Origin of the sequence: Paraburkholderia sp. A1RI-2L (assembly GCF_048957375.1) — a bacterium.
Lineage (GTDB): Bacteria > Pseudomonadota > Gammaproteobacteria > Burkholderiales > Burkholderiaceae > Paraburkholderia.
The window spans coordinates 165,132-191,057 of the sequence record NZ_JARBTA010000001.1 but is presented as its reverse complement, the minus strand read 5'-3'; the positions used below and the strand labels follow the sequence as shown (position 1 = coordinate 191,057).

Below are 25,926 nucleotides of genomic sequence, written 5' to 3'. Positions count from 1 at the left end.
ATCGTCCTTTGCTATGATGAACGGCGTCTGGTGACGATGCGCGCGTGCTTTTGCGCACATGCGCCTGAACGCAGACACTGTATAAAAAAACAGTAGTTTTGGCAAGCCCGTTTTTGGCCCTTTTGGGCAAACGCGCGCGCCGAAACCGCGAATTTTCGGAGACCGCCGCCCGACGCTGCCCGGGCCCGCTCCCTGCCGGGAGCGCTGCGCGCGCTGCACACCCCGCGCCGCACAAAACGGGCATCAAAGCGCTATGAGGGCGACGCTGGCGCACATGCGAATTCTCATTGCCGAAGACGACAGCATACTCGCGGACGGTCTCGTCCGATCACTCCGCCAGGCGGGCTATGCCGTTGATCACGTGCGTCACGGCGTGGATGCCGATACGGCCTTGTCGATGCAGTCGTTCGACCTCCTGATCCTCGATCTGGGCCTGCCGAAAATGCCGGGCCTCGAAGTGCTGCGCCGCTTGCGCGCGCGCAATTCCAACCTCCCCGTGCTGATCCTCACCGCCGCCGACAGCGTGGACGAACGCGTGAAAGGCCTCGACCTCGGCGCCGACGACTACATGGCCAAGCCGTTTGCGCTCAACGAACTGGAAGCGCGCGTGCGTGCGCTCACGCGGCGCGGCGCGGGCGGTGGCCCCACGGTCGTGCGCCATGGCGCGCTGGCGTTCGACCAGGTCGGGCGTGTGGCGCGCATCAACGACCAGGTGCTCGATCTCTCCGCGCGCGAACTCGGCGTGCTCGAAGTGCTGCTGCAGCGGCTCGGGCGGCTCGTCTCGAAGGAACAGCTCGTCGACCATCTGTGCGAATGGGGCGAGGAAGTGAGCAACAACGCGATCGAGGTCTACGTGCACCGGCTGCGCAAAAAACTCGAAACGGGCGGCGTGCGCATCGTGACCGTGCGTGGGCTCGGATATTGCCTCGAAAAGGAAGCGAATCCGGCAAACGCGAGCAACCCGGCAGGCACCCCGGCGAGCCCCTCGGCAGGCGCCGCCGCGCCTCCCGCCATGCCGGCGAGCCACCACTACAAATAGCCAGGCGCCACGATGGCCGAGCCCGCTCCCGCCGCCCAGCCCGGCGCGCTCGACGACGAGGCGCGCGACGCCCGCTACGCCAACCCGTTCGCCCCGCCCGACGAGGCCGAAGCCGCCGCCGCGCGCCCCCGCTCGCTGTTCGGCGAAATTCTCGACTGGATGCTCGCGCCGCTGCTGCTGCTCTGGCCGATGAGCATCGCGGTCACGTATCTCGTCGCCAAGTCGATCGCCAACGGCCCGTTCGACCGCGCGCTCGAAACCGACGCCTATGTGCTCGCGCGCCAGATCCATCCGGTCAACGGCGTGGTGGAGCTCTCGCTGCCCGCCTCCACGCGCGACTTCCTGCGCGCCGACAACGTCGACAGCGTGTTCTACCAGGTGCTCGGCCGCCGCGGCGAACTGGTGGGCGGCGACCGCGAGATGCCGCTGCCGCGCGACGACGACCGCCCGCCCGCCGGCCTTGTGGAATTCCGCGACGACATGCTGCATGGCATCGATATCCGCGTGGCCTATACGACGGTCGAACTGGCGAATCTGTCGGGCTCGCAGCCCGTGCTCGTGCAGGTGGCCGAAACGCTCGACAAGCGCCGCCAGCTCGCCAACGACATCATTAAAGGCGTGATCCTGCCGCAGTTCGTGATCCTGCCGCTCGCGATCCTGCTCGTCTGGTTCGGCCTCTCGCGCGGCCTCGCGCCGCTGCATGCGCTGGAATCGAACATGCGCATGCGCCGCCCCGACGACCTCTCGCCGCTCGAAGCGCGGCGCGCGCCGCCCGAGATCGAGCCGCTCGTCACCTCGTTCAACGACCTGCTCACGCGCCTCGAACAGAACATGCAGCTGCAAAAGCGCTTTATCGCCGATGCCGCGCACCAGATGAAGACGCCGCTCGCGGGCCTGCGCACCCAGGCCGAGCTGGCGCTGCGCCAGGACGCAAGCGCCGAGGTGCACCGCTCGCTCGAGCAGATCGCGACGAGTTCCGAGCACGCCGCGCGGCTCGTCACGCAACTGCTCGCGCTCGCGCGCGCCGAAAACCGGATGACGGGGCAGATTTTCGCCCCCGTCGATATCGCCGATGTGGCCCGTCACGCGGTGCGCGACTGGGTGCAGCCCGCGCTCGCCAAGCAGATGGACCTCGGATACGAAGGTCCGGAGAGCAAAGCGAACGACGGCGATGAACGCGGCACGCAGGACCGCGCCGCACCGGTGCAGGTCGACGGCAACCCCGTGATGCTGCGCGAGATGCTGTCGAACCTGATCGACAATGCGATCCGCTACACGCCCGCCGGCGGCCGCATCACGGTGCGCGTGCGGCCTGAACCCGCCGCGCACGTGGTGCATCTGGAAGTGGAGGACACCGGCATCGGCATTCCGGCAGCGGAGCGCGAACGCGTTCAGGAACGCTTCTATCGCATCCTCGGGCGCGACGGCGACGGCAGCGGCCTCGGGCTCGCGATCGTGCGCGAGATTGCCACGATGCACGGCGGCACGCTCACCATCGACGACAACGTCTATCAAGCCGAACCGCGTCTCGCCGGCACGCTCGTGCGCGTGACACTGCGTCTGCGCGACGGCAGCTGACGGCAAAACGGGCGAAAACCGGGATGGGACTTACCCTTAGCCAGCACCCGCCCACCCCACACGAGCTCGAAAGATAGCATCAATTGACCTGATTTTGACGACCGTTACCCAATCGTTGAGAGCAATTAGCAAACAATAGGCCATCCGGATCGCGCCACAGGAAAGCGTCACTGTCGTCAGAACCCCGTAAGTTTCCATTCCAATAATGCTCCGCAGGACCGCTCGCATGGCGGGCCCATACGCATATCAAAAATGGAGACACATATGGCAACCGTTGGCGGACAAGTCTCACACGCGCCGATGACCAGCGACGAAAAACGCGTAATCTTCGCGTCGTCGCTCGGCACGGTGTTCGAGTGGTACGACTTCTACCTGGCCGGCTCGCTCGCGGCCTACATCAGCAAGAGCTTTTTCTCTGGCGTGAACCCCACCGCAGGCTTCATCTTCACGCTGCTCGGCTTTGCGGCGGGCTTCGCAGTGCGGCCGTTCGGCGCGATTGTGTTCGGGCGCCTCGGCGACCTCGTGGGCCGCAAGCATACGTTCCTCGTCACCATCGTCATCATGGGCCTGTCCACTTTCGTGGTCGGCTTCCTGCCCGGTTACGCGTCGATCGGCATCGCCGCGCCCGTGATCTTCATCGGCATGCGCCTGCTCCAGGGCCTTGCGCTCGGTGGCGAGTACGGCGGCGCGGCGACATACGTGGCCGAACATGCGCCGCCCGGACGCCGCGGCTTCTACACCTCGTGGATCCAGACCACGGCGACGCTCGGCCTGTTCCTCTCGCTGCTCGTGATTCTCGGCGTGCGCACGACGGTGGGCGAAGAAGCGTTCGCCACCTGGGCATGGCGCATTCCGTTCGTGGCCTCGATCCTGCTGCTCGCGGTGTCGGTGTGGATCCGCCTGCAACTCGACGAATCGCCGGCATTCAAGCGCATCAAGGCTGAAGGCAAGGTCTCGAAGGCGCCGCTCTCCGAAGCGTTCGGCCAGTGGAAGAACCTCAAGGTCGTGATCCTCGCGCTGATCGGCGTGACGGCGGGCCAGGCCGTGGTCTGGTACACGGGCCAGTTCTACGCGCTCTTCTTCCTCACGCAGACGCTCAAGGTCGACGGCGCGAGCGCCAACATCCTGATCGCGCTGGCGCTGCTGATCGGCACGCCGTTCTTTCTGTTCTTCGGCGCGCTCTCGGACAAGATCGGCCGCAAGCCGATCATCATGGCCGGCTGCCTGATCGCGGCGCTCACCTACTTCCCGCTCTTCAAGGCGCTCACGCACTTCGCCAACCCGGCGCTCGAAACCGCGACGGCGCGCGCGCCGATCGTGGTGATCGCGAACCCGGACGAATGCTCGTTCCAGTTCAACCCGGTGGGCACCTCGAAATTCACGAGCTCGTGCGATATCGCCAAGAGCGCGCTTTCGAAGGCGGGCCTGAACTACTCGAACGTGGCCGCGCCGGCGGGCACGATGGCGCAGATCAAGGTGGGCGACACGACGGTCGACACCTATGACGGCAAGGCTGCGGGTGCGAAGGAAGCGGGCGCGGCGTTCGAGAAGACGCTCTCGGGCACGCTGAAATCGGCGGGCTACCCGGCCAAGGCCGATCCGGCGCAGCTCAACTGGCCGATGACCGTGGCGATTCTGACCATCCTCGTGATCTTCGTGACGATGGTGTACGGGCCCATCGCGGCAATGCTGGTGGAGATGTTCCCGACGCGCATCCGCTATACGTCGATGTCGCTGCCCTATCACATCGGCAACGGCTGGTTCGGCGGCTTCCTGCCGGCGACGGCCTTCGCGATCGTGGCGGCCAAGGGCAATATCTATTCGGGGCTCTGGTATCCGATCATCATCGCACTCGCGACCTGCGTGATTGGCGTTCTGTTCGTGAAGGAGACCAAGGACTCGGATATCTACGCGCAGGATTGATGCGCTGATGGAGGACCGGCGCGAGCCGGTTCCGAGAATCTTGAAAAAAGATGTCGATAGGGGTTGACAGCTTAGGCCGGCACCTTCATAATTCTTTTTCTTAGGCGAATTAGCTCAGCCGGTTAGAGCGACGGAATCATAATCCGCAGGTCCGGGGTTCGAATCCCTGATTCGCCACCAAATGCGAAAGCCCTGTAAATCTTTGATTTACAGGGCTTTTTCACTAAGGGCTCTGCGGCTTCGCTGCGAGCCCTTTTCTTTTACCGGCCCCTCGCGGTGCAAATTCGGTGCAATACGCGGTGCAGACCTCACGGAAGGAGCACCATGGCAGCACTGACAAAAACCCCCTCTGGCACGTGGAAGGCAACCATCCGACGCGTTGGTTGGCCGACCGTCGCCAAGACATTCCGCACGAAGCGCGACGCCGAGGATTGGGCGCGGCGCACCGAGGACGAGATGGTACGCGGCGTGTTCATCCAGCGCGCGCCCTCGGAAAAGACCACGGTAGCCGATGCGCTCGACCGCTACGAGCGAGAAATCGTCCCCACCAAGAAAGCCAGCACGCAGCGTCGGGAAGGCGCTCGTATTCGAGAGCTGAAAGCGCACTTCGGGAGATACTCATTGGCGGCCGTCACGCCTGACCTCGTGGGCCGCTACCGCGACGACCGGCTCGCCCAAGGTAAAGCAAACAACACCGTCCGCCTCGAACTCGCCCTGCTTGGTCACTTGTTCAACGTAGCAATCAAGGAATGGCATATCGGACTGGTCTACAACCCTGTCGCCAATATCCGCAAGCCCCGCCCCGGAGAGGGGCGAAATCGGCGTCTGTCCGGCCGTGAGCAAGCACTGCTACTCGCAGCTGTCGATAAACACACGAACCCCATGCTGGGCTGGATTGTGCGCCTGGCGATAGAAACCGGAATGCGACAGTCGGAAATAGTTGGGCTACGGCGAGGCCAGATCGACCTGGAACGTCGCGTTGTCCGCCTGACCGACACCAAAAACAATGCTGCCCGCACAGTGCCCCTGACCAAGCTCGCGGCGTCGGTCTTGCAAAGCGCCCTTGCGAACCCGATTCGTCCTATTGACACCGACCTCGTCTTTTTCGGAGAACCCGGCCGCGACAGGAAACGGCGAGCGTACCAATTCGCAAAGGTCTGGAACGCCATCAAAAAGCAGACAGGCCTGATCGACTTCCGCTTTCACGACCTCCGCCACGAAGCGGTTAGCCGGCTGGTCGAGGCGGGGCTGAGCGATCAGGAAGTGGCTTCGATCAGCGGGCACAAGTCGATGCAGATGCTCCGCCGGTACACGCACTTGCGTGCCGAGGACCTTGTCGGCAAGCTTGATACCATCAAAACGGCCTCGCGGACCTAACGGAGTTCACGACCTATGCCCGCCAACGAGCAATGGGAACAATTGCTGACGCCAGCGGTGATGCAAGAAAAGCTCATCTCGGCGTCGCTCTACATCACAGCCTTTGAACTTCTGAGGCAATCAATCGTCGGGCGTATTCGCGATTTCTACAACATTGAAAGCATTGGTCTCGAGCCGGGTACGTATCAGCTGAGCGAGGAATATCGCTCGGAAGTTCTCGCTCGCAACAAAAGCACCCTGTACGCATCGCTCGATTGGCTGACCGAGCATGGCGCAATCGATCTTGGCGATCTTGAAACCTTCGAACACATCAAGTCGATCCGAAACAAGCTAGCTCACGAACTGCCATCGGTCGTGATGAGCGCGGTGGATTTTGACCACGTCGAGATTTTCCAAGATTTGATCACCATCTTGAGAAAAATCGAGGTCTGGTGGGTGGTGAACGTTGAGATTCCAACCAATCCCGACTTTGACGGGCAGGAGATCGATGAGGCGGGGATCGTTCCGGGACCGGTCTTGATGCTTCAAATGATGGTGGAGGTCCTTTCCGGGAACGAAGATCTGTTAGAGCACTATCGAAAGGGCAAGACCTAAATCATCTCAAGCTCAACGCGGCTTTACGTGCAGAAGCGGATGCCGAAATGCCAGATGCGCTCGGCCCGCATAACTTGGGACGTCAGCGGACGGATACCGTCAGATCCGGCGAAGGCTTTTCAACCATGCACGTAGTGAACGCCGGTACCGGCCCCGAAGCGGCACTCCGAATTTCCGGGACGCGGCCTTTTGAAGTCGCATGCAGCCACCGGAGAGCAATGAGGCGCTCTCCTCGGAAGCGCAATCTACGGTTCTAGCACGTTCTCTTGTGCATCCGTGGCATTGAACCATGTCGCCGATAATTGCATCCATTTCTCTACGTCTAAAAATTTCTCCTGCAAGACACGACTGCAAGAACTTTTATGATACTAGGCTCAATCTTTCCTTCTGCGAAACCAAGGCGATTAGCTCAAAAGTTATCCGATTCATCAAATGTAACATTCCAATCGTCAGACTCCTCATCATCTCCGCCATTGATGCTGTGAAAATTTTCGAAGAGTGTATTCGACACATAAGAACGCGTTCGCATATCTGGTAGCTCGGCACATATAGCGAGAACTGTGCACTTAATTAAGATCGCCTTTTTGTCTTCACTACGTGAGATGCTTCCTACACGACAAAAACTACCGACAACATTCCGGCCTGTTAGCCACACCGTATTGGCAGACGTCGATGTTGCCTCCCAACGATCGAATACAAACTCGATCTGAACTGAGTTTGCCGATCGACGTCCCCGGACTAATTGCCCTGGACCGAATGACACGTCATTGAGCTGCTTAAAGTTGTGCGCCCCTGCAACATAGATTAAGTCGTTTTGAATTATCGTGTTGGAAAGATCTCCCTTGTCGAGTCGATCCGAGATATTGATTATGGATATTCCTTCAAGTACGCGCATGAAAAGGTCTTTAGCATAGTAATACCTTAGCGGCGCGTGCGAACCTGAATACGCATATAAACTTCCCCTCTCTTCTGGCACCAAATGCCCGTGAGCATCCAAAATTCCAGCTATACGCGCATCGACATAGTGAGGGAGTGTTTGTAAGTCGATATGCTCGTGCTCGGCGAACTCATACAATCGAAGAAGATTAAAGAAATACCAATACTCACCGATTGATTGAGCAGCCTTCTGTATCACCGCTGAGTCATCGATTTTTACCTCTGCTTCCCACAAGCGCTTTAATTCTCTGAGCCGATTCGGCGTTAGATTTTGGGTAAGGTCACCTCTGCTGTGTGCTCTGCTGTGGTCGTTGGGACACAGCACAACCAAATTGTCTGCGTCATGTGACCGGCTGGTCGCCCACGGTTCTATGTGATGAACTACGACCGCGTCGTCGCGTGAACGACAAACACAGCAGACCCATTTGTTGTCATAGAGCAATTTCAGTAGACGGTCTTCGGGGATGGGAGTTCGTCCAGACCGAAGGCCCCGTGCAACGGGCTCAGATAGCCCGAGCGACAGAAGCTCGTCGAGCGCTTTTGTCTTGAGCGTGCCAATTTTGTGCCCTTCGGAAAACAAACGTTGTGCGAGTTCCGAGCTTACGCCGTAATCGGTAATTCACCGACGTTCTTGCGATCTCAGGCGCTCTGATGCAAGGGCGAGCGCAGGGGATTGCCGGCGAAGAGTGATTTCCACATCCTCGGCGTGAGTTCATGCACGCGCGATGCCGGATGCTGGCCCACGCGCTGCAACACGTCGACCAGATAGTCGTAGGGATCGATGTCGTGCAGCTTGCACGTCACCAGCAGGCTTTGCGCGATACCGATCTGCCTGGCGCCGAGTTCGGTCCAGCAGAACATCCAGTTCTTCTTGCCCATTGGGATGGCGCGCAGCGCCCGCTCCAATGAATTCGTATCGATCTCGACATCCGCATCATCCAGATACAGCAACAGGCCATCGCGGCGCTCACGGACATAGGCCAGCGCCTTCGTGAGCGGACTGCTCGGCAGCAAGCCTTGCGCTTCGAACTGCCTGTCCACCCAGACGAAGAACTGCTGCGCCACCGGCTTCGCATGCTGCTGCCTCCATGCGCGCTTGCCGGAGCCTGTCAGGCCCTTCTGCCGGATGTCTTCCTCGACGCGATACAGCGCGCCGATATGCTCCAGCGCTTCGGCCACGCGTGCCGGCTCGATCTCTTCGGCCTTCACGAAGGCACGCCTGCTGTGCGCCCAGCACTGCGCGTGGGCCAGACCCGTCTTCTTCGCATACCAGGCGTACGCCTTGTAGCCGTCCGTGTGCAGGACGCTGCCAGCCGCCGCGGTTTGCCCGAGCAACTGCTCGACGTGCTCCTGCCGCCGGCTCGGCTGGTAGTGGAAGCAGATCTCCTCGAGCTCGCCCATCACCGGCCAGAAGTACGCCGACTTCATCTTGCCCGGGCCGTCCCGTCCGGCCTTGATCGGCGTCTCGTCCATGCGCTTGACACGCGAGCTCAGGATCGACTGCCACTGCGCGTCGTGGACGGGCTCGATCAGCGCAATGGCCGCTTGCGCGATCTGCGTGAGCCACTGCCGCGACACGCGGATGCCGCACTGGGCAAGCCGCTGATGTTGGCGGTACAGCGGCAGGTGGTACACCAGCTTGTCGATGAGCAGCCCGGCGATGAACGACACATCGGCGCGGCTGCCTTCGATCACACCAACCGGCGCCGCAGGACACGACAGTGCCTGCGTATCGCGCCGCTTGATCACCGGGCGCACGTACTTGAGCACGACATAGCTGCCGGGACGTTGGGCCAGCCGGTGGCTCACACGCTCGCCGATTACTTCGTAATCCTCGGGATCGAGACCTGCGCTCTCGGGGTTCGCGATCTCGATGACTTCGACCGGCACCTTGCCCTCGTCGAAGAACAGCGTTGATTCGTCGACACCCGGGCGACTGGGCGTGGTGCTGCGCTCGTGGCCTGCTATGCGCGTCTTCCTGCCCGGCGCCGGTGCATCGGGCACAGCATCGAAGGCTTCGCCCAGCGTGCCTTGTGCCGCATCGGGCTGTACGATGCGACGCTCGCTCTTGCGGCCGAACAGCTGGCGCTGGAACCACGCGACTTGCGCGCGCAATTGTGCGTTCTCGCTCAGTACCGCTTCGCATCGCGCTGACAACGCCGCCACGTGCGCAGTGAGCGCTACGAGCGTTTCGTCGGTGGCGGCAGTCGATGGCATGGCCACCATCATAGGGCAACGCATGCCTCATGGCGAGGGCCTCACCGGCGACTGTGGCTGCGTGTGCCGGTAACGATGCCGCTGCCGGACGACCTCGATTCCCTCGAGCAACAGCTTCAGTTGGGTGACATCGATCTCACGCGTGTCCGCCCGGTTCCAGTTGGCCAGAAATCGGCCTTGCTCGAGCCGCTTGGCCCAAACGCACCAGCCGCTGCGATCGAAATAAAGCACCTTGATTTGCGTGGCACGACGATTGATGAACGCGAACAGATGGCCCCCAAGTGGATCGACCGGCATGCTGTGGCGTGCGATCGCGTGCAAGCCATCGAACGAGCGCCGCATGTCCACGGGTGCGCCGTACAGGAACACACGTACCTGCTGCTCAGGGAAGAACATCAGCTTCTCGCGATTGTCAGAACGATGCCGCCGGGCAGATCGAGGCGGATCGTCAGATTCGCCTGTCCAGCCTGCGTGCCCGGGTTGATGTGCGTGTCAGTTGCCGCAATGGTCCCCAGATCGACAAAGGCCGAGTCCCCGGCGGATGCATCCACGCCACACGGAGATGCCAGGCCCTGCAAGCGCCGCCGCCAATGATAGAAGCGAAACTCCGACACCGACTCCTCACGGCAGAACGCTCTGACCGTCAGTCCGCGCTCTGCGAAGCGTGCCAGCCTCTGGCGCCACGCTAATTCCACTTCCTCTCGCTTCGCTGCTGCCTTCATCGTCTGCTCCTGATCGCATTGAACGAGGAGCATTCTGCAACGACATCTACGCGAACTCTATAACGCTCATGGCTTACCGCTTACCTTACGCCCCGCGCTATCAGAGAGAGAACACTTCGATTCTTAATCGCGTTCACTTATGCCCCGTGCATGTAGCTATGTCGTACTTCCGCATGCCATCGAACCGTGCCTTCCTAGCACTGCGACAGCCCGGCGATGCATTCAATATGGCGAGCCAGCGAGGGCTCGCCTTGGACCACACCCAGCATCGCGAAAAATGGGTTTTCGACGTAGGTGTACACATCGAACGGATGCCCCGTCGAATACCTTGTCTCAATAACGGCCGCATATTGGGGATGCAACCGAACCCGGTCACGCTCCATATCGATGATGTAGGACGCTAGATCATTCCATACGCCAAGACATCGAAGCACCGGTGACAGCTCCGCCATCGCAAGCCTGACCAACAGATATGCATCAACGCCATCCTCTGGACTCCCCGCTATACCGGCAAGCTCAAGTCGGTAAAGCACGATTGCGCGCCCGAGGTCTTCGAACTCAATCTCAACACCACAGCGTGAATCGCTCCATAGCTTCATCGAGAGCTCCGCGAGCACATCGGTAAAACTCTCGCTCGGCCCCCATAGACTATTCGGTGGGTAGATCTCCCACAGCTTCGACAAAGCCTCACTGTGTGCCCAAAGAGCCTCCCACAACCTACCGGGGCCGGCATCGTAAAGCTCGCGCACACGCATTGGTGCAGATCCTCGCGCTACCGGATACGCAACTCTCGTTTCATGCTCTCGCCCACACAAGCCAACGGCACTGTAGTAGCGACCATCTGGAAACAGTTCCTGCAAGTGCTCAATTGACTCCGGATTCAGCGCGACGCTGCCGGCGAAATTCTTGCGCCACTTGCCTGACTCTTCGGTCTCCCACGGAAGCAGCGGATGCTGCTTCCGCATGATCCCGTCGAACCAGCGTGCGAACTGGTTTGCATTCTCTACAGTGGTATCCCGCGTCAGCAGCTCATTCAATGTTGCGACCACGCGGATGCGGTCGCGCAAGCGCGCTTGGTCGTCCTTGATGGAACCAAGCGGCCGACCGCGCCTTGGCCGGACAGGCACCACACTTAACGTAGTCGAAAGAGCTTTGGGCATCGGCGGACTCGCGGCGAATTTCTTTTACCGCCCAATATAGCTGAGTTCAGCGAAAACTAGCGATACCAAACGTAACTTGCAGATATCCCCGGAGCTACCGTGACAACGACGCTTGCCGCATTGAAGGAACGATATTCCGTATTGCTAACGCTGGATCAGCTCGCGGAAATTCTCGACCGCAGCCCGGAAGGCCTGCGCATCAGCTTGAGCACGTCGCGCGCCGATTGGGTACGCCACATCAACGCGACGAAAGTTCATATCGGACGCCGGATTTACTTCCGCACCGAAGCGATCGCGAAGTTGATCGACGAGCAGTTCTCGGTGCAGTCATGAAGGCCAACGTCATGCACGAGCAAGGCGACCTGTTTCGCGCGGAGACCACGTGGTTCCACGTGTTCCACTCCATGATCGAAACCGGCGATATAGCTCGCATGGGACCGTATGCGGTAACGGTCTATCTCGTCATCAAGGCTCACACCAATTTCAAGACCGGACGCTCGTTCCCGGCAATCGACACGATTTCTGCGGAGTCAGGCATCAGCCGCAGCCAAGTGATCCGCGAGCTGAAGACGCTTGAGGCATTCGGATACATCACCAAGACCCGCGACGGCCGGCGCAACGAATATCGGCTGCGCGAGAAAATTTGCATTCAGGACGGAGCCGGTCAGCCGGCCGCGGTGGCGACATGGGATTACCTCCCCTCAACGGTTCAGGCTGCGACGGCCGACCTGAGAAACGTCTTATTTTCGGGCGACTTCGCAGGGGCGAGGATTGTTCAAATCGAGCGGCTACAGGTCAACGTCACACACGCGAGCGGCAACGCCGTCGTGTTCAACGCTCAGGACATCGCCTGCCTGCCGCAGGACATGCGAGACATCTTGATGTCGCTGCGAACGAAGATCGAGGCTCGACGCCAGGAAGAAGTTGTACACAGCTCAGGCTGATACGTGTCTGCCTGACACCCGACCTATCCACATTGGTGCCCGGCAGATACCAATTGACCGCGAATCGGTGTCAGCCGGACACCCTAACAAGATAGATAAATCTATTTAACAAGAAGCGCAGCGGCCGGCAGCAGGCTGTGGACAACCTGCGAAATCTGAAATGAGGGACGCTCATGAAACGACTCACCGTCACCTTGAGTGACAAGACGGCAACCGAGCTCGACGAGCTCGTGAGGCTACTCAACGATCACCATGAATCCGTCGACCAGTACAGCAGTCACGGCCGCCTCACCCGAGCGAGCCTTCTTGCCATGCTGGCTGAGGATGCCGGCCTGGTAGTCAGTCGGCCGGGAAGCTGGGAGGGGGCCAACATGGCCAATGTTCTGTCGTCTCACGGGTATACGGTCTGATGCCATGAAAACACTATCCGAGCGCATAGCAGAGAGGGCGCTGAAGCGCGCCGTTGGTCGCAATGCAAGGAACCGCGCAGCGTTTCTTCTCATGCGCACCGAAATTCAGGCAGCCATCGATGACGGACATTCGCTGATGAGCATCTGGGAGGCACTGGTGGAGGAAGGACACATCCACTACGGCTACCAAGCTTTCCGCAGATACGCCGACGAACTGACGCGCAATCAGGAAGTGTCTCGGTAATGGTCAACAACCTTGCTGCACTCGGCCATTACCTTCCTGGAGTCGAACAAAACAGGTCTTTTTTCGAACCATGCGGCATTCGCACGTTGTTCTTTCGATTGATCGAAAGGGATATGGCAAATCAACACCGGCATGTCGATGGCGGAAAGGTCCGATCTCATTTCGAGAGCGATTGCATACCGGGCAGGATAGGTGAAGTTAGCTAACCGGCAAGCCGGCTATCTATCTTCACTTCCCTCATTCGCGCCCTCGGCGCTCAACGGGAATCCTGCTCTGCGAGGCAGCGGCTACCGCCGCTCAGTGCCGGTTCACACCGGCTTGGAGAAGCGATGAACGACGAGAAAAAGATGACAACGCGCAAGTATGGTCGTCACCTCCGCGTGCCGGTCTTGCCCGACGAAGAGGCAGCAATAAAGCGCAACGCGGCGGCCACTGGCTTGAGCATCGCCGCCTACTTGCGAAACGTCGGTGTGGGCTATGAGGTTCGCGGCATCCTCGATCTCGTTCAGGTCCAGGATTTGGCCCGAGTCAATGGCGACCTCGGTCGCCTCGGTGGCCTGTTGAAGCTCTGGTTGACGAACGATGAGCGGACGGCTGGGTTCACGCCAGCAACTATCCGTGCGCTGCTGGCGAAGATCGAGGCCACGCAGGACGAATTGCGAGCTGTCATGAAACGAATAGTGCTCGGATGATTTTTTTAGCCGCTAAAACGAGCATCCCATCGCTCCTGATGTTCGGTTCGCAGCGCGGCGCCTCACAAATCGAAGGAGAAGCAAGATGCGTAGAGCAACGCGTCAGGCCACCAAGATGGCACTGGCTATCGGAATCACAGCAGCATTCGGTGGCCCGGTACACGCCGGCATCCCCGTTATCGACGCGACGAACGTTGTTCAAACGACGATCAGCGCCATGCAAAACGTGGCGGCGGTCGCGAAACAGATTCAGCAGTACGAGACGCAGTTGCAGCAATACCAAAACATGCTGCAAAACACGCTCGCGCCGGCTGCCTACGTGTGGGATCAGGCAAACCAGACCATCAGCAAGCTCCTACAAGCACAGGACACGCTGAACTACTACAAGAACCAGGCTGGGAGCATCGACGGGTATCTGTCGCGTTACCAAGACGTGGCCTATTACCGCTCGTCGCCGTGCTTCACCTCGACTGGTTGCACAGACGCGCAGCGGCAAGCATTGCTTGATGCGCAAGCGAACGGCTCTGAGGCGCAAAAAAAGGCGAACGATGCCGTATTGAAGGGCGTCGATCAGCAGCAACAAACGCTTGCGACAGACGCCGCGAACCTTCGCCAGTTGCAGTCACAAGCGACGAGTGCGCAGGGACAAATGCAGGCGCTGCAGGCAGCGAACCAGCTCGCTAGCGCGCAGACAAACCAGCTCCTGCAAATCCGGGGCATGCTGACAGCGCAGGCAACAGCGGCCGCCACCCGCGCACAGGTGATTGCAGATCGAGAGGCCCAGCAGGCGGCATCGGCAAAGCAGCTTCGTGATGGCAGCAACATCACCACCCCGACACCGAAAAACTGGAGCTTTGAATAAGGGGGCGACGATGAAATTCATTATCTTGCTCTCACTGATCGGGCTCCTTGCTGGCTGCAATGACAAGAGCACCCAGACCGATTCCCAGCGGGCTGCCGCAGCGAAACAACTGCATGATGGCAGCAACATCGTCATCCCGTCTCCAAAAAACTGGTCATGGGGCGATACGCCGTCACAACCGCAGAAAAACGATCAATGATGAAGGACAGCGCTATGAAAACGATGTTTTCCAACGGCGGCAAACTCTCAGTGCTCGGCCTAATAGCCGTCGCGTACTCGGCGACTGTGACGGCCGCGCCGATGAATGCCGATGTGGTCGATTCGGTGATGGGGAAATACCAGGCAGCAGCCAGCGCGTGGGGCAGCGTCATGGTCAATTACGCATCGTGGCTCTTTTGGGGCCTCGCGCTGATAAGCATGGTGTGGACCTTCGGAATGATGGCGTTGCGAAACGCCGGCATTCAGGAGGCGTTTGCCGAAATCGTTCGCTTCTTCGCCGTGCTCGGCTTCTTCTGGTGGATTCTGTTCAATGGCCCCGCGATTGCCGACTCCATCGTCAAGTCGATGTGGATGATCGGTGCCAAGGCCATCGGCCAGTCAACCGATTTTACGCCAGGAGGTATTGTGCAAATCGGCTACGACATCTTTACCAAGGCGTTCGATCAGTCGTCGGTCTGGTCGCCAACGGACAGCGTGGTAGGCCTTCTCATGGCGTTGGTCGTGATGATTGTTCTCACGATTGTCGGTGTGAACCTGCTGCTGGTCTTCGTGTCGGCCTGGATCATGATCTACGGCGGAGTGTTCTTCCTAGGCTTTGGCGGGGCGCGCTGGACGTCGGACATCGCAATCAGCTACTACAAGCATGTCCTAGCGATCGGTGCCGAGATGATGGTGATGCTGCTGCTCATCGGCATTGGCAGAACGTTCATCAACGAGTATTACGCCAGCATGAGAGCTGGCATCGACCTCAAGGAAATGGCGATCATGCTCATCGCCGCATTCGTGCTGATGTATCTCACGAACAAGGTGCCGCCGAGGATCGCAGGCATCGTCGGGGTTGGCGGCGCTGGGTCCATAGGTGGCGTCGGGGTTGGTTCGGTGATGGGTGCAGCCGCCATGACTGCGAGCGCGGCGGCTTCGGTCGGCTCTGCTGCGATGGCTGGCGCGACAAGCGCGGCTGGTGGGGCGTCGGCGCTCAAGGCAGCGTTTCAGTCAGCGCAGCAGAACATGGCCGAGGGTCGCGGCATGTTCTCGGACGGCGGCGGCAGCTCGAGCGGTATCAGAGGTGGTTCGGGCGGTGCTTCGCTTGGTGGTTCGAGTGGCAGCGGTGGCTTCGCATCGGCGATGAGCACGGCCGGTCGATTCGCGGCTGACATGGGTGGGAATCTCGCCAAGGGTGCAGGCGAAATCGCCAAGGGCAAAGCCGCGAACATCGCGGATACCGCCACGGAACGAATCGCGCAGACGACGGGTGGCAAAATCGCATCGGCAATTTCGAGCAAGAGCGGCGCCGGCACCGACGACGGACCGAGTTTCGCCGGCGACAGTCTCAGTGGGGAGCAGCAAAGCGCGACGGCCGGCACCCCCACGAACGATGAGGTAGCCACGTTCGTGAACAGGCAACGTCCAACACAAGACGATGCTTAGAAAGCGCACCGGCCGGCGGTAACCGGCCGGCACTTCCACGTATCAACACCTGCTGGAGAGGTGAAGCATGGCAACTACGCATAATACCGAAGCGCAGCAAGTTATCCATCATGCCGCAGCGCAACTCGCGGACTTGGACTTCATGGACCAGCGCACCGCTCGGGAGCTATCAAAAATGGCCGAGGCAGTTGCGAACTTGTTCATGGTCGTTTTCTACCAGGCCGAAACTGGACGAGCGACGCACCTGGATTTCAGTGAGGCAATGGCTGCTGTACGCGAAACCTTGCAGCACCATTGAGTCGCTGGCGAGTGGCATCTATCGACACAAGGAGTTTCCATGAACCACTCCGACTTTCATATCGGCCGGGTCTTCATGGATTGCACTGGATGGTGGCGTTGCACCGATGTCGGGGCGCGAACCATCTTGGCGATCCGGTTGGACCACGACGATCCGCGCTGGTATGAAGGCCCGCCCTATATCGTCAAAGAGGAGGTATTTGACGAAGACGACATTGCGCGTTGTCATCGTACAGTCGAGGAATCGGTTCGTACAGCGGTCCACGCCGCAGATACGTCCGGGCATCCGGGCTTTCCCCACGAGGTTGTCGAACGGATGATGGCGACTCGGTGCGCGCACCGGTACCCACACCAAGGACTTCTGCGATTTGACCGCAAGCGTTCGGATGGCGAAGTTCTTCACCCTTATGCTGGGCGCAAAGAAGGTGAATCGTGGGTTGTGGATTGCTACCTACCGTTTCGAGGCACCTACGAGACAATGGCCGAGCTCGACTTCATATCACTGCCGAGAGCCATGCCGGATGACCTTCGAGCCAGGGCACGCCGTTTGTGACCAGCACGTAGCGCATAGCGCCGGTAAGAATATTATTCTTCTTACCGGCTACCGCAACACGGTGCATCGCATTTGAACTGAGCTGGAGTGCCCCGATGCTTGAGTATCAGCCCATTACCGTCTACGAAGCCGTCTCCTGCACGTGCGATCGCTGTACCCGCCGCCTAACGTCCGCCCATATGGAGTGGCACGAAATATTGTCGCTCTCCTTCACGGGCGGTTACACGTCCGTTTTCGGGGATGGCAGTCAAGTCAGTATCGACCTCTGTCAGCGGTGCCTGAAGGACGTTCTTGGGCAGTGGCTGCGTATCACGCACCCGTGAACGTCAATCTTCAACTGAGCCAAGACGCCCATGACCGTGAGCAGCGACGAAAAACAATCGAATCTCAATGGCCACCCCCAACCAAGCCGCAAGGCGGAGAACGCGACCGGTGCGTTCAAGGAGAATGTCTTGAGCGAGCAAGATGCCATCGCACGGGGTAACGTCTTGGTCAACTTGGCTAATGCGCCAGAGCCGACTTTCTTAGACGACGAAGGCCCCAGCCTTGACGTTCCGCTGTTCATCACGAGGACCAATGCTCGCGAACTATGTGGCCTACTTCCCGGTGAGGCGGTGGCACAAGCTGAAGCACGCAAGGCCTCGGAAGGTTAGGCCGGCCGGTCGCTCCCTCGGTGCCGAGGCGCTGCTAAGATGGCTGGCTATCCGACCTGCGCGCTGAGATGGAGCTATGACCGAGCACCTGTCTTACAACGACCAACCGATCGAAAGCCCAAGCGAGGATCGCTTCGGCGTTGACCCTTTTGCACGCGCCCTTGCTGCAAGCATTCGTAAGATGCAATCGCCCCAGGGGGCCGTGATCGGTCTCAACGGTCCCTGGGGTTCCGGCAAAAGCAGCGCAGTCAATCTTTGTAAGCACCATCTGGCCGAAGCAGTCAAGGCTAACGAGCTTGTCGTCATCGACTTTGCCTGCTGGTGGTTTAGGGGCGAAGATGCCCTTGCGCTCGCCTTTTTCCGAGAGTTGTACGCCGGCCTAGGCCCGAGCCTGGGCGACAAGGTGAAGAAGAAGCTGCCAAAGCTCGGGGCACGCCTGCTCCGGGCCGGCGCGCTTGTCGGGAAGATCGCGGAGGCCGCCGGTGCAGTGATTGCCGGCGGTATCGCCGAAAAGGGCATGGAATGGCTCGCAGGCCTGATTGAGGAAGACGAAACCGTCGAGGCGCTTCACGCAGAGCTATCGAAGGCATTGCGAGAACAGAAGAAGCGCTTCCTCATCGTCATCGACGACATCGATCGTCTCTCACCTGACGAGGCCTTACTGATCTTCCGACTCGTCAAGTCGGTCGGCCGTTTGCCGAACGTCATGTACTTGCTGGTTTATGACCGGCCGCTCGCCGAGAGGATCGTCAGCGACCGCTACCCTTCGGAGGGCCCGCATTACCTAGAAAAGATCGTTCAGGCTGCATTCGAATTACCCGATCCGGCAGCGCTTGATGTTCAGCAACATTTGCTATCGCTGATCGAGTCGATCTGCGGCGCGCCCGCGGAGGCGGACATGGTCCGCTTCATGAACATCTTCTACGAAGGGATCTCGCCGGCGATGCGGACGCCGCGAGACGTCGCACGCTTCACCAATTCGTTGAGCGTGTCATGGCCCGCCGTAGCCGGTGAAGTAGACCGGGCCGATTTCCTCGCACTAGAAATGCTTCGGCTCTTGCATCCCGCGATATATCGCGCCATTCGCCAAAACAAAGAGCAACTGAGCGGTAGTGGACGCGGCGAAGGGCGTGATCGTGGAGCGGCAGCACAGCACTTCAACGAGCTTTTCTTCGGCGCTACGCCACCTCCAGATCAGGACCGGATGCGACGGCTACTGATGCGGCTTTTTCCAGTCTTGGAGTCCGCGTGGGCAAATATGGGCTACGGCGAAGGCTTCGCAAAACAATGGGCAATGAAACGCCGTGTGTGTTCACCCGCACATTTCGATGCCTACTTCCGCTTCTCGATCGGCGACGAGGTGCTCACGAGCACCGAACTTGATGAGTTTGTGGCGCGCGCCGACGACATGGAATATGTGAAGGCCACGTTGCGCCACGCCTTAACGGTGACTCGACGATCGGGCGGGACCAAGGCTGCGGTATGGCTCGGCGAACTGATAACGCACGCCGAACGTGTAGATCGCGACAAGGTTGAAGCACTCCTGAGCGCGCTATTCTCAATCGCCGACGAGATCAACGTCGAAGCTGATTCCGCGAAAGCGTTCAGCATGGACAGCAACGAATTGCGTCTGCACTGGCTGCTGCGAGCGCTCACGAAAGAGCGGTACACGCTCGACGAACGCTCCGCGATCTTCCGGCACGCCTGCGACGCGGCTTCCCTTGGGTGGCTTGCCGACTTCACACGTTCCGCTTGGACCGACTACCACCCACGCGAAGGCCAAGAGCGCGAGCCTCCGGAGAACTGCCTGACCACAGAAGCCGACGCGGAGCATCTCCGTGCCCTCCTGCGTTCGCGAATCGAAGCGGCGGCAGCGGATGGCACGCTGCTCGCACACCGGGATCTATCGTACCTTTTGCATTGGTGGGCAGACTTAAGTACTGACGATGGCGCGGCAGTTCGTGCATGGACATCTGGAGTCTTCGCCAGTGATGATGGCGTTCGGCACCTCGCAAAAGCGTTCACCTCACACGGCTGGACCCAATCGATGGGCTTCGGAGGAATGGGCGACGTTGTCGCCCAGCGCGTGACAAGAGTCAATCGGAAAGGCATGGCCCGATTACTCGACCTCGACGCGTTCCGATCCCGAGTCGAAGCTGTTGCCAGCACAGGCCAGCATCCAGAGGTCTTGGAATTCCTGGATGCTTGGCAGCGCGCTGAGCAAGGCAAAGACGACTGACCGCGCCGCGCCAGCACTGCACTTTTTCGAAGAGGACTGCCATGACGCAATCAGCCTGGACACGTGACGGCCGTCCGGTGGACGCAGCCGCAATCGCCAGCGCCGAGTGGGATCGACTGAAGCAGACCGCGCCGCTAGGCGACTTCGTGATGCCATGCTGCAAGGCCCCAGCGGTGCTAAAGACGAGCATCAACGGCCTGCCCTTCTTCGCTCATCTGTCGGACGAGTGCACCACTGCACCCGAGACGAAATGGCATAAGGCCGGCAAAGCGGCGGTCCTAGCAGCTTTGAATAGCATGGGCATTGTGGGCAGCGAAGAAGCGCCTGGAAGATCATCGAGCGGCGACAAGTGGGAGGCCGACGTTTTCTTCTCCGTCCCTGGGCGTACCGTCGTGATTGAGCTGCAACGCTCATACCAGCACTTACGCGATTTCATTCGCCGCCAGGAACGCTACACCGCTTCGGCCGTCGAATGTTATTGGCTGGTCCGCAAAGAGAACTTTCGCACGTTGGCGAAGGCGACGTCACGCCTGCTGCTAAAACGCGATTTCGGCAACGAGTTCCCGCCGGGCGGAATCGGCACGGGCATGCTGCCAGAGTTACCGGTATCGATGCTCGATACCGAGGGCTCGCAACTCGTCCTGTTCGGCGGTCTCAAGACAGCCACGGTATCGACGTGGCTGGCCGGCATCCTTAACGGCACCTACGAATACCGAGGCGGCTCATGGAACCTCGGCGATTGAGGCAAGCTGATTGACACTTGGGGGATTGGGCTTTGAGCGGTATCGCCGGTGCAAGTCCCCGTCCCATCAACGAGTCGCCGAAGGCAGCCGCCAGGCGCTTGGTGTCCCTCATCTGTCAACAACCCGAAGGCGGCGCAATGGGACGCGACAGACCACTTTCCACCCCAGAAATATTTAGCGGAAGACCGCCTCTGATCGACGTATGTATTGAACGAAGTCGATGCAAGGTACTGCAACCTCACGCATGGAACAAACGGAAGGTATCTTGCGTTTCGAGTTCACGTCCGGTGGATTGTTTTGTTGAGCCTCATTCGATATCAGCTCTCTCCCGTGGGCCCGAGCTGTAGCAATGATGAGCAAGTCGTTTTCGCCCACGCCCTTCGGGTGGTAGTTATCGCCCACCACTCCAAGTAGCGCCTTGATGCGCATGGCATCCTGCACAATTTCGTTGGTGACTTCCAATCGCTCAAGACCGGCCGTCACGAGCCAATCACCACAGTCCGGTGTCCCTGCGCATACCTCTCCGTAGGCCACGATAGACATCATGAGCCTCCGCGCATTGATCTCAGCCGCTATCCAGGTCCACAGTCCTGGAAATTGAGCTACGGGATAGTTGTCCCAGGCATAGATCATCGAAGAGGCGTCAAACACCTGCATAGAAGCGTTCCAATTGATGCAGGTCGTTGATCTTTAAGCCATCGAGATACCGACTCGCCTTTGCCAACGTAATGTATCGGCCATTCAGTGCATCCAATACCGTACGCACGAATCTGTCGCCGAAAATATGCGAGGGCTCCCGATGGCGGTACATCCGACTCCCGCCATCTTGCTCGGGCCAGGGCTGAGCAGCCCGCCACTGTCGATAAGCAGCGTATTGCTCCTGCGGCAGTCGGCCGGCGTCAAGCAACCGACGCAATATGACCTCGGTACTGACGCCCCACTGACGCCGCAGTGGCTTGAGCCACTCGTCGTACTCAGCAACTTGTCGCGGGCGGCCCAGATCATCCACCCTGGCCAAGAACGCCGCAGGCACAAGCAAGTGACCGGCAAAAGCGTTCGCGTCCCGCTCGTTACCTCGGTGGGACTGCATGTCATGCTCATCGTCGATCGAACTGCTCCGATGCAGCAGTAGGTGCCCCAGCTCATGCATGAGCGTGAAGGATTGCTGGGGTTCATAGGCCTGCTTTTTTACAACGATGACAGGACAGTCAGGGCTGTAGATGCTGAAGCCGAGGATTGGGCTCTCTTTGGCAATCTGCCACTTGCCGTTGTACCCATTGCTACGGAATACCAACACACCGCGCGCTTCCACAGCCGACCGGTAACTGTCAAACGTGTTGTCGTCGCCGAGGCCCAGCCACCGGCGAGCAATCCTCGCTGCCTCCACCGGATTGTCGCGGGGGAGATCCGGCTCCTCGAATCGAGGCAAGTCCGCGTCGTCCAAGTCCTCGCGAAGGCTCAGATATATCTCGCGCTGTCTCTCGACCCGCTCTATGAGCACCTTCAGCCTGGCCGTCAACTCCGGCTTCTGGTTCGCCAAGGTCCGGAAAGCCGGGGTATGTACCTGGGCTTCATCGACCGGCCCTGGCTCCAGGAAGAAAAGCACTCCCCGACCAAAGAAACTTGCCACCTTGCTGAGCTGAGGAAACGTCAAGCCTCCCTCCCCCGCCATAAGACGGTCCATCGTCGTCGGCGAGATGCCGACAGCGGACGCGAGTTCGCCTGGCGTCGTGCCGTGATCGGCACAGCACCAAGCTATCCGCTCGGGGTTGATCGACTGTATGCGCTCCATAGCAGTTCATTATACCGGCGGGGTGCCGGCTTGCTGTGCCTCCGCCGCCGCTCAGAAGTGCACGGGCGGTGCATAGCTCAACTTCTCTAACCCCGCCCAAATTACGGTAAACTATTGATGCCAAACAACTTTTGATTTCGGTCGTTTACGGTCGAATTCTCATAGTTTTCAGTAACTTACCGCGTCACACGCCGAATCATAATCCGCAGGTCCGGGGTTCGAATCCCTGATTCGCCACCAAATGCGAAAGCCGCTGTTCCGAAAGGGACAGCGGCTTTTCTGCTTTCGGCGGCCCATTCGCCCAGGTTGGCACTTTTTCACAGTGCCGAGAGCATGTCCGGCGTGATTGCCACGGTCTTGCCGGTGTTCGCCGAGCGCGCAGCGGCCTCGGCGCACGCAAGCGCCATAATGCCGTCGCGCAGCGTCACGGGCATGGGAGCCTCATTCTCGACAGCATGGACAAAAGCAGACCATTCCGCTTCGTAAGCGCGCATATAGCGCTCGAGAAAGAAGTAGACCGGTTTCGCAGATAGCGAGCCTTCGGGCGTGATCTTCTCGACCGTATTCTCAAGGACGTTCTTCGCCGACAAGAGGCCTTGTGAACCCAGCAGTTCGATGCGTTGGTCGTAGCCATACCCCGCACGGCGGGAGTTCTTGATGACGGCGAGACGCCCGTCGGGCCACGCCAGCGTGACCGCTGCCGTGTCGAAATCGCCGGCGGCGCCGATCTCCGGATCGACGAGTGAGGCGCCGGTCGCCGTGATGCTCGAAGGCGCGCGGCCCAAGATCCAGCAGGCGACGTCGAAGTCATGGATCATCATGTCGCGAAACAGGCCGCCGGAGGTTCCGATATATGAAACGGGCGGCGGCGCCGGGTCGAATGAGGTGATGGACAGCAACTCGGCCTTGCCGATATCGCCAGCGTCGAACGCCTTCTTGAGCGCCGCGAAATTCGGATCGAAGCGGCGATTGAATCCGATCATCACGGGCCTGCCGGTCCTCGCCACCTTGACCTCGCATTGCAGTGCGCGTGCGAGTGCGAGGTCCACCGGTTTCTCACAGAGGACGGCCTTGCCGGCCGCCGTCGCGCGCTCGATGAACCCGGAATGGGTATCGGTCGAGGAAGCGATGAGCACGGCGTCGATCGCCGGATCGGCGAGGATATCGTCGACCCGTCGAGCCTTCGCACCATATTGGCCGGCGAGCTTTTGCGCAGCCTCCACGCCGACGTCGCACACTGCGGCGAGCGTGCAGTCCGGGTGCGACTGGATTGATCTGGCGTGCACCTGCCCGATACGGCCGGCACCCACGAGGGCAACGTTCAACATGTTGAATCGCTCCATTGATGTTTGACGGAATGATCGATCATTCGATCAGCACTGGCTGGTTTCAACAGCATTTCCAGGCTGGATTGAAGGCCCTGCGGCATCAGACGGAAAAAGCGTTCCGGAAACGCCGCAGCGCGAGTTCGTCGTCGCCGCTTGCCCACGCCTCCATGGCGACCGTGCCCCGGAAGCCCGCCTGCGCCAGCGCGCGGGCGATCGCGGGATAGTTGATCTCACCCGTGCCGGGTTCGCAACGCCCCGGAACATCGGCAACCTGGATTTCGCCAATGAACGGAAGCGCGTCTCGAACCAGTTCGATCAAATTCCCCTCGCCGATCTGTGCGTGATACAAGTCGAGGTTCAGGCGCAGATTCGGGCTGTCGACTGCCTTCACGAGCGCCATGGTATCCGCGGCGCGGGCAAACGGCACCCCCGGATGATCCACCGTCGTGTTGAGGTTTTCGAGGCAGAAGACGACCTCCGCGGTCTGGCCGAGTCGCGCCACTCGGGTCAGCGTATGCAATGCCGCAAGCCACATCGGTCCAGTCACGGCGGGCATCAGTTTCACGGGCATGCCATGGCCATCCAGACCCGTGCCGTGCAGATTCAGGCGGGGGCAACGCAACCGCCTCGCGGCATCGATCGAATGCGCCGCCGTTTTCAGCAGGGTTTGCGCGCCGCTCTCCGTAATCAGATCGCCTTCGATGTATCCCGTCATCGAAGAAAACGTCGCACCGGTCTGCTGCAACTCCGTCAGGTCGTGCTTCGTCCAATCCCAGATCTCCACCTGGAATCCGAGTTCGGCGATCCTGCGAACGCGCTCGACAAATGAAAGACTGCGGAAAATCATTTCCGCGCACACGGCCAGTTTAAACATAGGAATCCTCCAGAAATTCGTGATGCGCAAGCGGCCTGCAGGGCCGTGCGGCCGTGACGGGTTCAGCGGTATTGCCCGGCGTATTTCCCGACGAGACCGACGTTCTCACGCGTTACAAATCCGGGCCCGGTGTCGACACCATCCGCTGCGAAACGCGGAGTGAGTCCGTAGGTCCGGACACGTTGCTGAAACTTCGGATTGGCCTGCAGTGCAGCGATGGCCTTGCGGGTGTCTCGTGTACCGTCCTGCTTCATGAGCGCGAGCAGCGCAACCGGGATATAGCCCTGCAAATAGGGCTGCTGGTCGATCGCGAAAGCCACGACGCCTACTTCGATATCTTTACTGATTTCCGGGGTGATATCGAACGTGGCGAACCAGATCTTGCCCGCCAGCCTCAGCTTGCGGATGGCACGCATCCCGGGTACGGCCGACGTTGGGCCCAGAGCCAGGACCGCCTGCGTGCCGGGTTGCTTATGCAACGCCGCGAACACCTTGTTTTCGACCTCGGTAGGATCGTTGCCGGTATCGAGCGTCGACTTCTTGAAATCGGCGCCGATCGCGTCCGCGAAGCCTCGGCAACGCTCGAAGGATTCGGGATTAGTCGCGTTGTTGTTGATGCACAGAAAGCTTTTAACGCCGGCAGCCTTGGCGCGCGCTCCGGCCTCCTTCCCTGCGAGATATTCGGGCTGCCCCACGTGGAGCAGCGCGCCCAATTCCTTGCTCTGCTGCGCGGTTCCGGAATTGAAAGTGATGACAGGGATGCCTTTCCCCACGATTTTATTCACGGGGCCGCGCACGACGTCGAAGTCGGCGATGGTCGTTGCGACGCCGTCGTAGTTGCGGGCGCTCGCCTGGTCAAGCAGATGAACCATGTCGGCGAGATCGCCATTCGGCGGATTGCGATAGTCCACCGTCACGCCGAAGTCTTTTTGCGCATCGGCAATGCCGTTTTTGACCACGTTCCAGAACGGGTCGGCATCGGGTGCATGGGACACGACGACGAACCGCACACCCGCTGCCGCCGCGCTCACGCTAAACGCCATGGTGGCCAACACAGCGATCAGCCTCGTTGCTCCTTTCATGCTCGTCTCCTTTCCGAAGC

28 protein-coding genes, 2 tRNA genes and 1 pseudogene are annotated in these 25,926 nt (G+C 60.0%); 20 read left to right on the top strand and 11 right to left on the bottom strand.

What is annotated here, in order from left to right:
• Window positions 1-274: 274 nt before the first annotated feature.
• The 6 genes from PWP93_RS00880 to PWP93_RS00855 all read left to right on the top strand — a co-directional run bounded on the left by PWP93_RS00880 (window position 275) and on the right by PWP93_RS00855 (window position 6,511).
• Window positions 275-1,039, top strand: coding sequence for a response regulator (locus PWP93_RS00880; protein WP_421043131.1), 765 nt, complete (start codon window positions 275-277; stop codon window positions 1,037-1,039).
• Between the two features lie 12 nt (window positions 1,040-1,051).
• The gene (locus tag PWP93_RS00875; RefSeq protein ID WP_421043130.1) at window positions 1,052-2,617 is read left to right on the top strand and encodes a sensor histidine kinase N-terminal domain-containing protein; all 1,566 of its coding nucleotides are present in this window, start codon (window positions 1,052-1,054) and stop codon (window positions 2,615-2,617) included.
• A gap of 264 nt (window positions 2,618-2,881) precedes the next feature.
• Window positions 2,882-4,540, top strand: a complete 1,659-nt coding sequence (locus PWP93_RS00870; RefSeq protein WP_421043129.1) for an MFS transporter — start codon at window positions 2,882-2,884, stop codon at window positions 4,538-4,540.
• Between the two features lie 103 nt (window positions 4,541-4,643).
• Window positions 4,644-4,720: transfer RNA gene (locus PWP93_RS00865), tRNA-Met, on the top strand.
• 144 nt (window positions 4,721-4,864) lie between these two features.
• Window positions 4,865-5,917: a tyrosine-type recombinase/integrase gene (locus tag PWP93_RS00860; RefSeq protein ID WP_421043128.1), complete on the top strand. Its 1,053-nt coding sequence runs from the start codon at window positions 4,865-4,867 to the stop codon at window positions 5,915-5,917.
• 15 nt (window positions 5,918-5,932) lie between these two features.
• On the top strand, window positions 5,933-6,511 hold the full coding sequence (locus PWP93_RS00855; RefSeq protein ID WP_421043127.1) for a hypothetical protein: 579 nt from the start codon (window positions 5,933-5,935) through the stop codon (window positions 6,509-6,511).
• Between the two features lie 409 nt (window positions 6,512-6,920).
• On the opposite strand, the gene PWP93_RS00850 is transcribed toward PWP93_RS00855, so the two are convergent.
• From PWP93_RS00850 to PWP93_RS00825, 6 genes and pseudogenes are all read right to left on the bottom strand, one after another.
• Window positions 6,921-7,682 carry a hypothetical protein gene (locus PWP93_RS00850; protein WP_421045096.1) on the bottom strand — a complete coding sequence of 254 codons (762 nt, stop codon included), beginning with the start codon at window positions 7,680-7,682 and terminating at the stop codon, window positions 6,921-6,923.
• A 63-nt stretch (window positions 7,683-7,745) separates the two neighbouring features.
• Window positions 7,746-7,889: pseudogene (locus PWP93_RS00845) on the bottom strand (HNH endonuclease signature motif containing protein); the annotation flags it as partial.
• Window positions 7,890-8,086: 197 nt separating this feature from the next.
• Window positions 8,087-9,673 (bottom strand): IS66 family transposase, encoded by a 1,587-nt coding sequence (gene tnpC, locus PWP93_RS00840; RefSeq protein WP_421044971.1) that lies wholly within the window; start codon window positions 9,671-9,673, stop codon window positions 8,087-8,089.
• 18 nt (window positions 9,674-9,691) lie between these two features.
• Window positions 9,692-10,060, bottom strand: coding sequence for an IS66 family insertion sequence element accessory protein TnpB (gene tnpB, locus PWP93_RS00835; protein ID WP_421043126.1), 369 nt, complete (start codon window positions 10,058-10,060; stop codon window positions 9,692-9,694).
• The gene (gene tnpA / locus PWP93_RS00830; protein ID WP_342964817.1) at window positions 10,060-10,386 is read right to left on the bottom strand and encodes an IS66 family insertion sequence element accessory protein TnpA; all 327 of its coding nucleotides are present in this window, start codon (window positions 10,384-10,386) and stop codon (window positions 10,060-10,062) included. Before tnpA ends, tnpB begins: the two co-directional genes overlap by 1 nt.
• Before the next feature lie 194 nt (window positions 10,387-10,580).
• Window positions 10,581-11,546 carry a hypothetical protein gene (locus tag PWP93_RS00825; RefSeq protein ID WP_421043125.1) on the bottom strand — a complete coding sequence of 322 codons (966 nt, stop codon included), beginning with the start codon at window positions 11,544-11,546 and terminating at the stop codon, window positions 10,581-10,583.
• 99 nt (window positions 11,547-11,645) lie between these two features.
• Here PWP93_RS00825 and PWP93_RS00820 point away from each other — a divergent pair, with 99 nt between their 5' ends.
• The 13 genes from PWP93_RS00820 (at window position 11,646) to PWP93_RS00760 (ending at window position 20,830) form a co-directional block, all read left to right on the top strand.
• Window positions 11,646-11,879, top strand: coding sequence for a hypothetical protein (locus PWP93_RS00820; protein ID WP_027807621.1), 234 nt, complete (start codon window positions 11,646-11,648; stop codon window positions 11,877-11,879).
• Window positions 11,876-12,490 carry a helix-turn-helix domain-containing protein gene (locus PWP93_RS00815; RefSeq protein WP_421043124.1) on the top strand — a complete coding sequence of 205 codons (615 nt, stop codon included), beginning with the start codon at window positions 11,876-11,878 and terminating at the stop codon, window positions 12,488-12,490. Before PWP93_RS00820 ends, PWP93_RS00815 begins: the two co-directional genes overlap by 4 nt.
• A gap of 173 nt (window positions 12,491-12,663) precedes the next feature.
• Window positions 12,664-12,900 carry a hypothetical protein gene (locus tag PWP93_RS00810; protein ID WP_027807623.1) on the top strand — a complete coding sequence of 79 codons (237 nt, stop codon included), beginning with the start codon at window positions 12,664-12,666 and terminating at the stop codon, window positions 12,898-12,900.
• Window positions 12,901-12,904: 4 nt separating this feature from the next.
• On the top strand, window positions 12,905-13,144 hold the full coding sequence (locus PWP93_RS00805; protein WP_179095920.1) for a TraK family protein: 240 nt from the start codon (window positions 12,905-12,907) through the stop codon (window positions 13,142-13,144).
• Between the two features lie 329 nt (window positions 13,145-13,473).
• Window positions 13,474-13,836, top strand: coding sequence for a conjugal transfer transcriptional regulator TraJ (gene traJ, locus PWP93_RS00800; RefSeq protein WP_038740056.1), 363 nt, complete (start codon window positions 13,474-13,476; stop codon window positions 13,834-13,836).
• Between the two features lie 85 nt (window positions 13,837-13,921).
• Window positions 13,922-14,698: a P-type conjugative transfer protein TrbJ gene (gene trbJ / locus PWP93_RS00795; protein ID WP_421043123.1), complete on the top strand. Its 777-nt coding sequence runs from the start codon at window positions 13,922-13,924 to the stop codon at window positions 14,696-14,698.
• A gap of 10 nt (window positions 14,699-14,708) precedes the next feature.
• Complete coding sequence (locus PWP93_RS00790) at window positions 14,709-14,897, top strand: hypothetical protein (protein WP_421043122.1); 189 nt, start codon at window positions 14,709-14,711, stop codon at window positions 14,895-14,897.
• 23 nt (window positions 14,898-14,920) lie between these two features.
• Window positions 14,921-16,345: a P-type conjugative transfer protein TrbL gene (gene trbL, locus PWP93_RS00785; RefSeq protein WP_421044970.1), complete on the top strand. Its 1,425-nt coding sequence runs from the start codon at window positions 14,921-14,923 to the stop codon at window positions 16,343-16,345.
• A gap of 67 nt (window positions 16,346-16,412) precedes the next feature.
• Window positions 16,413-16,643 carry a type I toxin-antitoxin system ptaRNA1 family toxin gene (locus PWP93_RS00780; protein ID WP_421043121.1) on the top strand — a complete coding sequence of 77 codons (231 nt, stop codon included), beginning with the start codon at window positions 16,413-16,415 and terminating at the stop codon, window positions 16,641-16,643.
• Between the two features lie 39 nt (window positions 16,644-16,682).
• Window positions 16,683-17,195 (top strand): hypothetical protein, encoded by a 513-nt coding sequence (locus PWP93_RS00775; RefSeq protein ID WP_421043120.1) that lies wholly within the window; start codon window positions 16,683-16,685, stop codon window positions 17,193-17,195.
• A 353-nt stretch (window positions 17,196-17,548) separates the two neighbouring features.
• A complete protein-coding gene (locus PWP93_RS00770; RefSeq protein ID WP_421043119.1) occupies window positions 17,549-17,848 on the top strand; it encodes a hypothetical protein in 300 nt (99 codons plus the stop codon).
• A gap of 76 nt (window positions 17,849-17,924) precedes the next feature.
• Window positions 17,925-20,087, top strand: coding sequence for a KAP family P-loop NTPase fold protein (locus tag PWP93_RS00765; RefSeq protein WP_421043118.1), 2,163 nt, complete (start codon window positions 17,925-17,927; stop codon window positions 20,085-20,087).
• Window positions 20,088-20,128: 41 nt separating this feature from the next.
• The gene (locus tag PWP93_RS00760) at window positions 20,129-20,830 is read left to right on the top strand and encodes a competence protein CoiA family protein (RefSeq protein ID WP_421043117.1); all 702 of its coding nucleotides are present in this window, start codon (window positions 20,129-20,131) and stop codon (window positions 20,828-20,830) included.
• A gap of 174 nt (window positions 20,831-21,004) precedes the next feature.
• On the opposite strand, the gene PWP93_RS00755 is transcribed toward PWP93_RS00760, so the two are convergent.
• Window positions 21,005-21,487 (bottom strand): DUF4411 family protein, encoded by a 483-nt coding sequence (locus PWP93_RS00755; RefSeq protein WP_027807633.1) that lies wholly within the window; start codon window positions 21,485-21,487, stop codon window positions 21,005-21,007.
• Window positions 21,474-22,622 carry an ImmA/IrrE family metallo-endopeptidase gene (locus tag PWP93_RS00750; RefSeq protein WP_421043116.1) on the bottom strand — a complete coding sequence of 383 codons (1,149 nt, stop codon included), beginning with the start codon at window positions 22,620-22,622 and terminating at the stop codon, window positions 21,474-21,476. The genes PWP93_RS00755 and PWP93_RS00750 overlap by 14 nt, the downstream gene beginning before the upstream one ends.
• 150 nt (window positions 22,623-22,772) lie before the next feature.
• Between PWP93_RS00750 and PWP93_RS00745 the strand changes: the two genes are divergently transcribed.
• A tRNA-Met gene (locus PWP93_RS00745) sits at window positions 22,773-22,862 on the top strand.
• Between the two features lie 77 nt (window positions 22,863-22,939).
• On the opposite strand, the gene iolG is transcribed toward PWP93_RS00745, so the two are convergent.
• The 3 genes from iolG to PWP93_RS00730 form a co-directional block, all read right to left on the bottom strand.
• Window positions 22,940-23,950: an inositol 2-dehydrogenase gene (iolG, locus tag PWP93_RS00740; RefSeq protein WP_421043115.1), complete on the bottom strand. Its 1,011-nt coding sequence runs from the start codon at window positions 23,948-23,950 to the stop codon at window positions 22,940-22,942.
• Window positions 23,951-24,050: 100 nt separating this feature from the next.
• Window positions 24,051-24,824, bottom strand: coding sequence for a TIM barrel protein (locus tag PWP93_RS00735; RefSeq protein ID WP_421043114.1), 774 nt, complete (start codon window positions 24,822-24,824; stop codon window positions 24,051-24,053).
• Window positions 24,825-24,886: 62 nt separating this feature from the next.
• The gene (locus PWP93_RS00730) at window positions 24,887-25,906 is read right to left on the bottom strand and encodes a sugar ABC transporter substrate-binding protein (RefSeq protein ID WP_421043113.1); all 1,020 of its coding nucleotides are present in this window, start codon (window positions 25,904-25,906) and stop codon (window positions 24,887-24,889) included.
• Window positions 25,907-25,926: the final 20 nt, after the last annotated feature.

Bases quoted from the DNA above. Each gene is read 5' to 3' on its own strand.
- PWP93_RS00880 (WP_421043131.1), top strand. From the start codon at position 275: ATGCGAATTCTCATTGCCGAAGACGACAGCATACTCGCGGACGGTCTC.
- PWP93_RS00875 (WP_421043130.1), top strand. From the start codon at position 1,052: ATGGCCGAGCCCGCTCCCGCCGCCCAGCCCGGCGCGCTCGACGACGAG.
- PWP93_RS00870 (WP_421043129.1), top strand. From the start codon at position 2,882: ATGGCAACCGTTGGCGGACAAGTCTCACACGCGCCGATGACCAGCGAC.
- PWP93_RS00860 (WP_421043128.1), top strand. From the start codon at position 4,865: ATGGCAGCACTGACAAAAACCCCCTCTGGCACGTGGAAGGCAACCATC.
- PWP93_RS00855 (WP_421043127.1), top strand. From the start codon at position 5,933: ATGCCCGCCAACGAGCAATGGGAACAATTGCTGACGCCAGCGGTGATG.
- tnpC (WP_421044971.1), bottom strand. From the start codon at position 9,673: ATGGTGGCCATGCCATCGACTGCCGCCACCGACGAAACGCTCGTAGCG.
- tnpB (WP_421043126.1), bottom strand. From the start codon at position 10,060: ATGTTCTTCCCTGAGCAGCAGGTACGTGTGTTCCTGTACGGCGCACCC.
- tnpA (WP_342964817.1), bottom strand. From the start codon at position 10,386: ATGAAGGCAGCAGCGAAGCGAGAGGAAGTGGAATTAGCGTGGCGCCAG.
- PWP93_RS00825 (WP_421043125.1), bottom strand. From the start codon at position 11,546: ATGCCCAAAGCTCTTTCGACTACGTTAAGTGTGGTGCCTGTCCGGCCA.
- PWP93_RS00815 (WP_421043124.1), top strand. From the start codon at position 11,876: ATGAAGGCCAACGTCATGCACGAGCAAGGCGACCTGTTTCGCGCGGAG.
- PWP93_RS00810 (WP_027807623.1), top strand. From the start codon at position 12,664: ATGAAACGACTCACCGTCACCTTGAGTGACAAGACGGCAACCGAGCTC.
- PWP93_RS00805 (WP_179095920.1), top strand. From the start codon at position 12,905: ATGAAAACACTATCCGAGCGCATAGCAGAGAGGGCGCTGAAGCGCGCC.
- traJ (WP_038740056.1), top strand. From the start codon at position 13,474: ATGAACGACGAGAAAAAGATGACAACGCGCAAGTATGGTCGTCACCTC.
- trbJ (WP_421043123.1), top strand. From the start codon at position 13,922: ATGCGTAGAGCAACGCGTCAGGCCACCAAGATGGCACTGGCTATCGGA.
- PWP93_RS00790 (WP_421043122.1), top strand. From the start codon at position 14,709: ATGAAATTCATTATCTTGCTCTCACTGATCGGGCTCCTTGCTGGCTGC.
- trbL (WP_421044970.1), top strand. From the start codon at position 14,921: ATGTTTTCCAACGGCGGCAAACTCTCAGTGCTCGGCCTAATAGCCGTC.
- PWP93_RS00780 (WP_421043121.1), top strand. From the start codon at position 16,413: ATGGCAACTACGCATAATACCGAAGCGCAGCAAGTTATCCATCATGCC.
- PWP93_RS00775 (WP_421043120.1), top strand. From the start codon at position 16,683: ATGAACCACTCCGACTTTCATATCGGCCGGGTCTTCATGGATTGCACT.
- PWP93_RS00770 (WP_421043119.1), top strand. From the start codon at position 17,549: ATGACCGTGAGCAGCGACGAAAAACAATCGAATCTCAATGGCCACCCC.
- PWP93_RS00765 (WP_421043118.1), top strand. From the start codon at position 17,925: ATGACCGAGCACCTGTCTTACAACGACCAACCGATCGAAAGCCCAAGC.
- PWP93_RS00760 (WP_421043117.1), top strand. From the start codon at position 20,129: ATGACGCAATCAGCCTGGACACGTGACGGCCGTCCGGTGGACGCAGCC.
- PWP93_RS00755 (WP_027807633.1), bottom strand. From the start codon at position 21,487: ATGCAGGTGTTTGACGCCTCTTCGATGATCTATGCCTGGGACAACTAT.
- PWP93_RS00750 (WP_421043116.1), bottom strand. From the start codon at position 22,622: ATGGAGCGCATACAGTCGATCAACCCCGAGCGGATAGCTTGGTGCTGT.
- iolG (WP_421043115.1), bottom strand. From the start codon at position 23,950: ATGTTGAACGTTGCCCTCGTGGGTGCCGGCCGTATCGGGCAGGTGCAC.
- PWP93_RS00735 (WP_421043114.1), bottom strand. From the start codon at position 24,824: ATGTTTAAACTGGCCGTGTGCGCGGAAATGATTTTCCGCAGTCTTTCA.
- PWP93_RS00730 (WP_421043113.1), bottom strand. From the start codon at position 25,906: ATGAAAGGAGCAACGAGGCTGATCGCTGTGTTGGCCACCATGGCGTTT.